At 79.1% G+C, this 795-nt stretch carries 1 pseudogene; it reads right to left on the minus strand.

The features are described from left to right. A pseudogene (locus tag AAHZ94_RS34740) lies at nucleotides 1-655 on the minus strand (hypothetical protein); the annotation flags it as partial. Nucleotides 656-795: the final 140 nt, after the last annotated feature.

A 795-nucleotide genomic window follows, 5' to 3' on the forward strand; every position in this document is an offset into this window, starting at 1 on the left:
CACCTGCCGACGCCCGTGCGGGATCACTCGTCGTCAGCGTCCCCGCTGCGTCGCACGCGCCCACGGGCCCGGCCGCCGTGCCGTCGGCCTCGCGCGCGGTGCCGGTCGTGAGCCCTGCCGAAGGCCGTGACAGGGCCGCCGAACGGGAGTCCGTGACGCCTTCGGGCTCCTGTTCGGCGGCCCTGCGGAACCGCATCGACCGGCCGAGCAGCCGTACGAAATCGATGCCGGGACCGCTCGGCACCAGCAACTGCGGCGCGTCGGCGCACAGCTCGACCTGGACGGTGACCCGCTTCCCGGTCTCCGGGTCGGTCTCCTTGCGCTCCTCCCACTCGACCTCGTCCGCGGCGCCCGCGAAGTGCGGCAGCATCGCCTCGGCGAGCTCGGCGAGGAACGTGAACCGCAGGTCGCGGTCGCGCGGCTGCGGTACAACCAGGAGGCGGGGGGGGGGGCCCCCCCCGGGCCCCCCCCCCCCCCCCCCCCCCCCCCCCCCCCCCCCCCCGCCGCGGCCCCCCCCCCCCGCCTCGCCCGCGGTGGTCAGCGGCACGAAGACCAGCGGCCGGTCGGCCAGGTGCCGGTGGAGCACCGTGGCCGCCGGCAGCGCCCGCCCACAGCGCACCGCCTCCATCCGCGCCAACGTCGTCAACAGCGCCATCAGCCCTCCTCCCCGCGCCCGCCGCCGGCCGGCCCGGCCGTCGTACCGCAGGCCATCGCGTCCGCGCGGGCGGCGGCGGCCTCGGCCAGCGCCTCCGCGCGCAGGGCCGCGGCCCTGCGCAGCGCGAGCACCGCCGGATC

The organism is Streptomyces sp. HSW2009, from assembly GCF_040240285.1.
GTDB lineage: Bacteria > Actinomycetota > Actinomycetes > Streptomycetales > Streptomycetaceae > Streptomyces.